We start from the raw sequence: 8,323 nt of genomic DNA, 5'->3' as shown, positions 1-8,323 counted from the left end.
CCCTGCCCGGCGTGCCAGCTCGGCACGCTCGGCCTCGGACAGCGTGATCTCCACAGCGGAAGGCCCCGGATGCGACATGCCAACAGGGTAGTAACTAACCCTCAGGATTTCTGGCGCATCACACTAGCTCCATGTGATCATCTTTTATGGGCCGGTACGGGACGTTCCGCACCGGCCCGGATGCACATCTGACGCCGGGTGAAATGGAAGAGTCGTTGAAGAGCGCTACACGTGGCCGTGTCCTCGCCGCCGTGCTGACCGCCGGTCTGCTGACGGGGTGTTCCGGCCACGGGGACGGCAAGGGGAATGACAAGGCGTCGGGCAAGGCGTCGGGCGCGGCCGCGGCCGCGCTGAAGGACCTGGGGGCGAAGAAGGCGGCCTCCAAGTCCGGGTACGACCGCGTCGCGAAGTTCGGCACGGCATGGTCGGACTCGACCGGCGCCCCCGGCTCGGGCAACCGGTGCGACACCCGCAACGACATCCTGGGCCGCGACCTGAAGGGCACGCGGTTCGACGGCTCCTCGAAGTGCGTGGTGGACTCCGGCACCCTCGCCGATCCGTACACGGGGAAGACGATCAGGTTCCAGCGCGGCCGGCAGACCTCCTCGGCCGTGCAGATCGACCACGTCGTCGCCCTGTCGAACGCCTGGCAGACGGGCGCGCAGAAGATCGGCCAGGACCGGCGCGAGGCCCTGGCCAACGACCCGTTGAACCTGGTCGCCGCCGACGGCCCGGCCAACCAGCAGAAGTCCGACTCCGACGCGGCGTCGTGGCTGCCGGCCAACAAGAAGTTCCAATGTGCCTATGTGGCCCGGCAGATAGCGGTCAAGAAGAAGTACCGGCTGTGGGTCACCGATGCGGAGCGGGACGCGATGAACCGCGTGCTCGGCTCCTGCCCGGGCGAGCCGCTGCCGGCGGACTCGAGCGCGGGTGTCGTACTCAAGAAGTAGGAACGCCGAGGCGGCGGTTCAATGCTTCATCCTCGCCATGCTCGCTTTGGCCGTCGCCTTGGTCCACGTCACGATGTCGTCCAGCGACGGCGGCGCACTGTCCCTGCCGCGGGAGGCGCTGCTCCACGACGCCGAGTACGTCATCCACCCGTCCCGCACGAGGACGGTCACCCAGCGCCAGCCGAGGCTGTCGCCGGTCTCCTCCGTGGTGACATATGCCTCGTCGCCGTAGCCGTCGATCCTGCTCACCTTGGTCTTGGTGCTGCGCTGCGCGGTCGCCTGCGTGGTGGCCGCGAACTCCGGTGCGGGATCGGTCTTCTTGTGGAGGATGGCCTGTACCGACAGCGTGCCGTCGGCGAAGGCCGAACCGTTGAGCTTGAAGCTTTCGTCGCAGTACATCGTGTCCATCGCGTCGTCCTTGACCGTGTACTTGGTCGCCTTCGCGCTGTCCACCTGCGGATAGTGCGTCTTGAACGCGGAGATGTCGGTGGCCGTACACGCGTCGGACTGCACCGCGTAGCCGCGGAGATCAGGGTCGTCCGACCCACCGGTGAGGAAGACCCCGCCCGCCCACGCGGCGGACGCGACCACCGCACCGACCACCGCCCACAGCGCGGCTCTCCCCGCTCTTCCGGCGCCGCCGCCCCCACCACCTCCACCGCCGCCGTACGGCGGGAGCGGAGGTATCGGCGGCGGTCCGCCGAACCCGGGCGCGGGCTGCGCATAGGGATTGCCCTGGGACAGAACGGCCTGGTTCTGGTACGGAGAGGCGCTGCCTGGCTGCTCCGGCACGGGAGACATAGGTGTGGACATGCGGTGGAGGCTCACCAACTTCATTAGTTATCCCTGGTGTTGTCACGTATGGTTGAGAATATGGGGTTGCTGCGCATGTCCAAGGCTGCGAGGCGTCTCGGGATACGTCCGATGGCACTTCGCCAGTGGGCTGTCGACGGCAAGATCCTGTTCGCGTGGGTTGGTCGTGAGCGCCGTTTCTCCTCGGTTGACGTGGAGAGCATGAAGGGTGGCAGCAGCCCTGCAACTTCCTGCCCTCGGCGGGAGGTTCTGTATGCGCGCGTGCCAGGCTCGTCCGGGCAGGAATCGTCGTCGGCAGCGCAGGAAGAAGAGCTGCGGGCCGCCTCCATGGGCGAGATCGTCAAGGACCGTGGCTGTGGTCTGCGGGAGAACCGGCCTGGTGTGAACCGGGCGTTGCAGATGGTGTCCGACGGCAGCGCGACCGTCGTACGCGTTACCCACGGGGATCGGCCGGCCCGGTTCGGGGTCGGCTGGCTCAAGCGCCTGTTCGCTGTGTACGGCCAGTGCACGGGCACGGAGGGCCGTGCTGCGTGAGCCGCAAGATACTGCTCGCCGACGACGAGACCTCCCGTACTGCCTGCGCCCGCGCAGTGTTGCGCACGGGCGTGGACGAGAAGACCGGAGAACTCCTGCCCGCGGCTGTGCTCACCGAACGGGTCGGCTGGGCCGCCGATCTGGTGTCCGGCATGGCCGCGAAGCTGCTGGACGAGCACGGGAACATCCACGACGTAGGCGTGCTCGCGGCCGGAGTGGACGCCGGGGGCAGAAACCTGTCGTCGAACGCGTGGATGGCGCTGCGACGCTTTGGATGGACCGTTGACGCTGCCGAAGGCATCAAGGTCAATGACAGGATCGTGCGGATGGCCCAGGAGCAGGCCGGGCGGGCTCTGCGCTCGGCGAAATGGCGCGCCGACCTGACTGCCGGGGTGCTGGCGACCTGGCCCGCCGATCCGCGTAAGCGCACACCCGAGGAGTGGGAGAAGGTGCGCGAAGCGGTGCCGGGCGGGGATCGTCTGCCGTCCAGCATCATTACCTCCCGCACTCGGCAGATCGCCAGGTTCGCCGCCGAGCACGGCCGTCTTCCGGCCGATGTGTTCGAGGCCGAGGGCACATCGCGTGTGGCGCGGATGCTGCTGCTCGCTGCCTGTGACGGGCAGCAGGTCACCATCGAGCGCTGCGAGAGTGACCACACGAAGGCGCTGCTGCGGCTTCAGCTCCCTACCCGGCCCGACCCGGGGACGTACGCGGATTGGACATGGGTGGCGTGCCCGATCACCCTTCCTCCGACCGTCCCGGCTTCGGCGGTGCTGCATCTGCCCACCCTGCGTATCGCGGGCGGGAAGGTGCGCGCCGACATGGCCTACACCCATGCCGTCCCGAAGACCCGGCGCACCGGCCACCAGGTGGCGCTCGGCGTGGACTGGGGCCTGAACACGCTGCTCTCGGCTGGTGCGGTTCGTCTTCACGACGACGGGCGGATCACTCCCCTCGGGGCGGGGGCCCAGTTCCGGGCCGCCGGCGTCCTTGCCAAACAGCACCGGCTCCGCCGCCTCTCGGAGCACCTGCATGCCAAGGCGGACCACATCGCCCGGCTCATCGGAGATGACGAGCAGCACCACTTGGCTGGCAAGTACGAAGTGCTGCGCGGAGAGATCCGGCACGTCTCGGACCGGCGGTCGAACCTCAACGACGCCTTGGCGTGGTCGGCGGCACGGTGGGCCGTGGACCAGGCCATTGCCGCCGGGGCCACGGTCATCTATCTGGAAGACCTGCGGTCGATGGAAGCGAAGGGCATGGGCCGTACCACGAATACGCGCCTGTCGCAGACGGTGCGCGGGCAGATCACCGACCGCATGCGGCACCTCGCCGCCGAGGTGGGCATCGCTGTGGTCACTGTGCCCGCCCAGAACACCTCCAGGCATTGCCCGCTGTGCCTGACGCCGTTGCGGCACCGCAAAGCTCCCGACCGTCCCACCGTCGCGGGCTGGAAGTGGGCCATCTGTCCCAATCAGTCCTGTGGTTGGCAGGGCGACCGTGACCACGGGGCGTGGCGGCGGATCGCTGCACGCGGCCTGGTCCATCAAGCGAAGACCGTGCTCGACAAGACCAGCGGCACCATGGTGATCCGCTCCGTCGTGGACAAGCTGGAAGCATCGGCGGTCATCACACAGACTCCGAAGACCAGCCGGGAAGACCGGTCGAAGACAGGACCCACCCGGCCTCGTTCCACACGCCCCGCGCCCAGGCGACGCAGGGCACCCTCCCCCGCCCGGCCTCTCGGTCCGGCGGGCAAGCGTCCGGAGGGACACGCACCAACGGACCGGCGGCTGCCCCGCGCAGCCCACCGGCACCAAGGCGTGAAGACGACCAGCACACCCACCACCGGCCGCCGGCCGCGAGGCGCAGCACTGGGCGCAGGATTCCATCTCCACGCTCATGCTTCCCCACCACGGTGGGCAGATCCCACGCCAGACACAACGTCTTGCATGGGATCGCTTAGCTGATCAGAGACGCTACACGGCAATCTGTCAACCGGGGCTGGTTGCACGTGTGTTGATGTTGGCCTCGGCCCGTTGTCGGATCCCTCTGCCGCGATCGCAGGGTGAGTGCACGTGGGGACGTGCGCGGAGGGGAGAGGTGTGGGCTTCTTCAGCGATCTCGTCGTGCCGGACGAACCGGAGCCGGAGCAGCCGGAGTTCATGGATCTGCGCCATGGGGCGCGTTCGCCGCTGGCCAACCTCCTGATGGACGACGGAGCCCGGCGGCACCGCGTGGTGGGCCACCAGCGTGTTTCGAGCAGCATCGAAGGGGCGGGCGCGGTGGGCCGCCGGGCGGATACTTGACTGGCATGCCCACTGCAATAGCGGGTGGGTGTCCACAAGGAACCGCACGCCCACAAGGGGGAATCGCACATGGCATTGTGCGCAGCGTTCTCGCGCAAGGCGATCCGCCGCGCGGCCGCGGTGGCGGTTGCCACGGCCACTGCCACCGTGATGGCCGCCGGCACCTCCGGCGCCGCGCCCGCCAAGCCCACCGACGGCTGGCTCGGCTGCCCGTCCGGAGCGGTCTGCGTCTACCCGCAGGACCAGGACCCGGTCTCCCCGTCCCTGATCTTCTACAGCTACGGGGCCCACAACCTGAGAAACCAGTACGGCAACCACTGGGTGATCAACAACCAGTACGGCGGTGCCCACGGCCACCTGTGCTACGGCTACAACGGCACCAACTGCTTCCAGGACATGCCGCCGCAGTGGGGCATCTACGCCGACCTCACTCCGGTCAACTCGATCACTCTGGACAGGCCGTGACCCCCACGGCAGCACGTCCCCACGCCGGGTGCGTCCGCGCCTGACCCCCGGAGCCGCGTCAAGGACGCGGCTCCGGCCGTGTTGCCGGGCGGGGATACGCTGCGGTGAACCGGTCAACTGCATCAGGAGGACACCGTGAGCCGACGACCGTTGCTGTTCCTGGACATCGACGGCCCGTTGAACCCATATGCGACGCTGTCCGGCACGTGCCCCGAGGACTACATCACGGTCAGTCTCCCGGCCGAAGCGCGCCGACCCTCCGCGGTCGGAAGTCCCCGGTCCTACATGCGACCGGAGACGGTGTGGCTCAAACCTGCACACGGCCAAGCTCTGCTGGCCCTCGGGTTCGAGCTGTGCTGGGCAAGTGCCTGGGCGGGTGACGCGAATCAGTGGATCGGTCCGGTCCTCGGCCTCCCGCCGTTGCCGTTCGTCGACTTCGGCGACGCCCTGATGCGCGAGCGCCCGGACGGAGTCCACTGGAAGACCGCGCCACTTGTCGCATACGCCGACGGCCGGCCCTTCGCCTGGGTGGACGACGAGCAGACCGATGCGGACCACATCCACATCACCGCCACTCACCCCGGCCAGCGCCTGCTCCACCACGTCAACCCACGCATCGGCCTGCAGGACGACGACTTCATCGCTCTGGCCGGCTTCGCCGCCACCCTCAACGGCTCTGCCGCTTCTGCCTGACCCGGGCGCCAGTTCCTGTCATCGTCGCTCGGCCCCGGGCCTGAGTGCCCTTTGTGGGGCCGCCTTTAGGCTGACAGTTCCCATACCAGGAGGTGACATGGAGACCGTGGAAGAAGTCGACGCTTTCGTGGACAGAGCGCATGCGGGGCAAGTCGACAAGATTGGTGTGCCCTACGTGGAACACGTCCGTGCGGTTGCCGCAGGACTCGTGTCTTTCGGGCCCGATCTCCAAATGGCCGGGCTGCTGCACGACGTGCTCGAAGACACGGACTGGACGGCTGAGCAACTTCGCGCCATCGGCATCCCGGACAAGGTGGTCGGAGTGGTCGAGGACGTCACCAACCAGCCCGGAGTTTCTTACGGCGAGAAGATTCGGCGGATCACCGGAAGTCACGAAGCGACCCTGGTGAAAATCGCCGACAATGCCCACAACAGCCACCCCGACCGAGCCGCACAGCTCCCCGCCGACAAGCGGGCCCGCTTGGCCGCGAAGTACCGCGCCGCACGCGACGTTCTGTGGGCGGCCGCCGGCAGTGAGGAGATCGAGAGGATCGTCTCGATCATCAACCCGCACCTTCTGCCGGAGCTTCGGGAGCGGTCCTAGCGGATCGGGAACACCCCGTGGTCGGCCCAGCCCTGGCCCGGGGCCTCGTCCCACCACCCCGTCCACACTCGGCCGTCGGTGCCGGTCCAGAAGACGTCGAGGTGGCCTGGCATGCGTGCCAGTGCGGTGATTCCGGACGTACGGGCCGCCTGGACGGGGAAGTTGGTGGCGATGGGGAAGGGGCCGTGGTCGGCCCAGCCTTGGCCTGCGGCCTCGTCCCACCAGGTGCTCCAGACCTGCCCGTCCGTGCCGATCCAGAACACGTCCAGGTGGCCTGGCATGCGGGCGACGGCTGAGATTCCGGCTGTCTGGGCGGCCTGGACGGGGAAGTTGGTGGCGATGGGGAAGACTCCGTGGTCGGCCCAGCCCTGGCCCGGGGCCTGGTCCCACCATCCGCTCCAGACCTGCCCGTCGGTGCCGATCCAGAAGACGTCCAGATGGCCTGGCATGCGGGCTACCGAAGTGATTCCGGCTGTCTGGGCGGCCTGGACGGGGAAGTTGGTGGCGATGGGGAAGACTCCGTGGTCGGCCCAGCCCTGGCCTGCGGCCTGGTCCCACCATCCGCTCCAGACCTGCCTGTCCGTGCCCTCCCAGAAGACGTCGAGATGGCCGGGCATCCGTGCCACCGAGGTGATCCCGCCGGCGGTGCGTGCCGCGGGCATGTGGGGCTGGAGGGTCTGGCGGATCCTCCGTTGACAGACGGCGCAGTAGGGGTTCCCGAGCGCCCGCATGCGACAGGTGAACTGGGGCCGGTACGCGCCGCAGTGGTAGTAGTCGGCGCCCTCGAACGCGCCGACCGTGCTCGCGGGGAGCGGGTCCGGCTGGGGGTCGCACCGGGAGCAGTCCGCGTTGGCCGTTGTCGGCATCGGCGTGGACGGATCGATCAGGTCCTGCCACTTGTTGGTCGCACGGTTGGCGTCGATGGTGACATTGGGCTGGGCGGGTTCGACGGCCGGATGGTTGTTGCGGTCCGTGTCCACCCCGCAGCCGAGGTAGTACTCGTACTCGTCGGCGAAGCCGAACGCCGTGTGCCCCATCTCGTGCAGGGCGATCTCATTGGCGCCGGACGCGAGGGAGAACACGGCCACCGGGCCGCCCGAGCCGCCGTACACGGTGGAGTTCACGATGACCATCGCCATGCTCCACTGGGGAACCTGGTTGCCTGCGACCGACAGCGCGGTGTTGGTGTTGACGACGAGCAGCCGACGGGCCCCGTTGTTGCAGAACGACGCGTCGAAATAGGTCCGCGGTGCCGCCCCGGTGCCGCCGCACGCGGTCGGGTCGGCGGCACCGCTGTCGGTCGAGCTGACATCGATCCGGTACACGTTGATGGCGGCCTGTAGCGCGTCGAACGGCGGGGTCGTGAAGAGAGTGCTGACGAACGACTGGACGTCATTGGCGAACTGGCCCAGTTGCCCGGCCTGATAGCCGTCTCCCATGAGCACCAGGTTCCAGCGGTCCGCGGGAGAGCCGTGATCGACGACCAGGGTCGTGCCGAGGACCTGCCCGTCACCTGTTCCCATCGTCCCCGCCCCTCCCGCCGGTGCCCGGCCCGATCGTGAAGCGTGCCATCTCGGATGCGGGGGCGATCGCCTGCCCGGGAGCGAGCGGGCTGCTCACGAGCGCGACATGGTCCGCGGCCTCGATGTCGGGGACCACGACCACGAACGTGCCCCGCGGGGACGCGGCGGGCATCCGGGCGATCGAGCGCTCCGGGGCGTCGGAGAAGACCTCGACGTCCTGCCGCACCGGGTTGTGCATGACGCGGCGGTACAGCGTCCGGCGCCCGGCATCCCGGACCTCGATCCAGAAGCCCGTGAGCTCCCTTTCCTCCTCGGACGGGTCGCCGGGAGGCGGTGTCATGTCCACACGCTGCCGGGAGACGAGACGGATGTCCGTTCCCTCGTACTCGAAGATCAGTCGTACGGCGGTCATGGGCGCATCCCCTTTGCGCA

10 protein-coding genes are annotated in these 8,323 nt (G+C 68.5%); 7 read left to right on the top strand and 3 right to left on the bottom strand.

Annotated features, from left to right (window positions below; all coding sequences use genetic code 11):
- The first annotated feature begins 215 nt into the window (after window positions 1–215).
- Entirely contained in the window at window positions 216–950 is a 735-nt protein-coding gene (locus ACV530_RS23400) for an HNH endonuclease family protein (protein WP_494334572.1), read from the top strand.
- Window positions 951–968: 18 nt separating this feature from the next.
- Here the strand turns inward: ACV530_RS23400 and ACV530_RS23395 are convergent, their stop codons facing one another.
- Window positions 969–1,763 (bottom strand): hypothetical protein, encoded by a 795-nt coding sequence (locus tag ACV530_RS23395; protein ID WP_494334571.1) that lies wholly within the window; start codon window positions 1,761–1,763, stop codon window positions 969–971.
- A gap of 60 nt (window positions 1,764–1,823) precedes the next feature.
- Here ACV530_RS23395 and ACV530_RS23390 point away from each other — a divergent pair, with 60 nt between their 5' ends.
- The 6 genes from ACV530_RS23390 (at window position 1,824) to ACV530_RS23365 (ending at window position 6,368) form a co-directional block, all read left to right on the top strand.
- The gene (locus ACV530_RS23390; RefSeq protein WP_494334570.1) at window positions 1,824–2,297 is read left to right on the top strand and encodes a recombinase family protein; all 474 of its coding nucleotides are present in this window, start codon (window positions 1,824–1,826) and stop codon (window positions 2,295–2,297) included.
- A complete protein-coding gene (locus ACV530_RS23385) occupies window positions 2,294–4,267 on the top strand; it encodes a zinc ribbon domain-containing protein (RefSeq protein WP_494334569.1) in 1,974 nt (657 codons plus the stop codon). Before ACV530_RS23390 ends, ACV530_RS23385 begins: the two co-directional genes overlap by 4 nt.
- Before the next feature lie 135 nt (window positions 4,268–4,402).
- Window positions 4,403–4,606, top strand: coding sequence for a hypothetical protein (locus ACV530_RS23380; protein ID WP_494334568.1), 204 nt, complete (start codon window positions 4,403–4,405; stop codon window positions 4,604–4,606).
- Window positions 4,607–4,675: 69 nt separating this feature from the next.
- On the top strand, window positions 4,676–5,071 hold the full coding sequence (locus ACV530_RS23375) for a hypothetical protein (protein WP_494334567.1): 396 nt from the start codon (window positions 4,676–4,678) through the stop codon (window positions 5,069–5,071).
- A 135-nt stretch (window positions 5,072–5,206) separates the two neighbouring features.
- Window positions 5,207–5,764, top strand: coding sequence for a hypothetical protein (locus tag ACV530_RS23370; RefSeq protein WP_494334566.1), 558 nt, complete (start codon window positions 5,207–5,209; stop codon window positions 5,762–5,764).
- A gap of 97 nt (window positions 5,765–5,861) precedes the next feature.
- On the top strand, window positions 5,862–6,368 hold the full coding sequence (locus ACV530_RS23365) for an HD domain-containing protein (RefSeq protein WP_494334565.1): 507 nt from the start codon (window positions 5,862–5,864) through the stop codon (window positions 6,366–6,368).
- Here ACV530_RS23365 and ACV530_RS23360 read toward each other — a convergent pair.
- Complete coding sequence (locus ACV530_RS23360; RefSeq protein WP_494334564.1) at window positions 6,365–7,891, bottom strand: M64 family metallopeptidase; 1,527 nt, start codon at window positions 7,889–7,891, stop codon at window positions 6,365–6,367. The two genes, ACV530_RS23365 and ACV530_RS23360, sit on opposite strands and share 4 nt — an antisense overlap.
- Window positions 7,878–8,303, bottom strand: a complete 426-nt coding sequence (locus tag ACV530_RS23355; protein WP_494334563.1) for a hypothetical protein — start codon at window positions 8,301–8,303, stop codon at window positions 7,878–7,880. Before ACV530_RS23355 ends, ACV530_RS23360 begins: the two co-directional genes overlap by 14 nt.
- Between the last annotated feature and the right edge of the window lie 20 nt (window positions 8,304–8,323).

The organism is Streptomyces sp. SX-6 (genome assembly GCF_059089585.1).
Note: the sequence above shows the minus strand (reverse complement) of the source record. Positions and strands in the feature narration are given on the sequence as shown.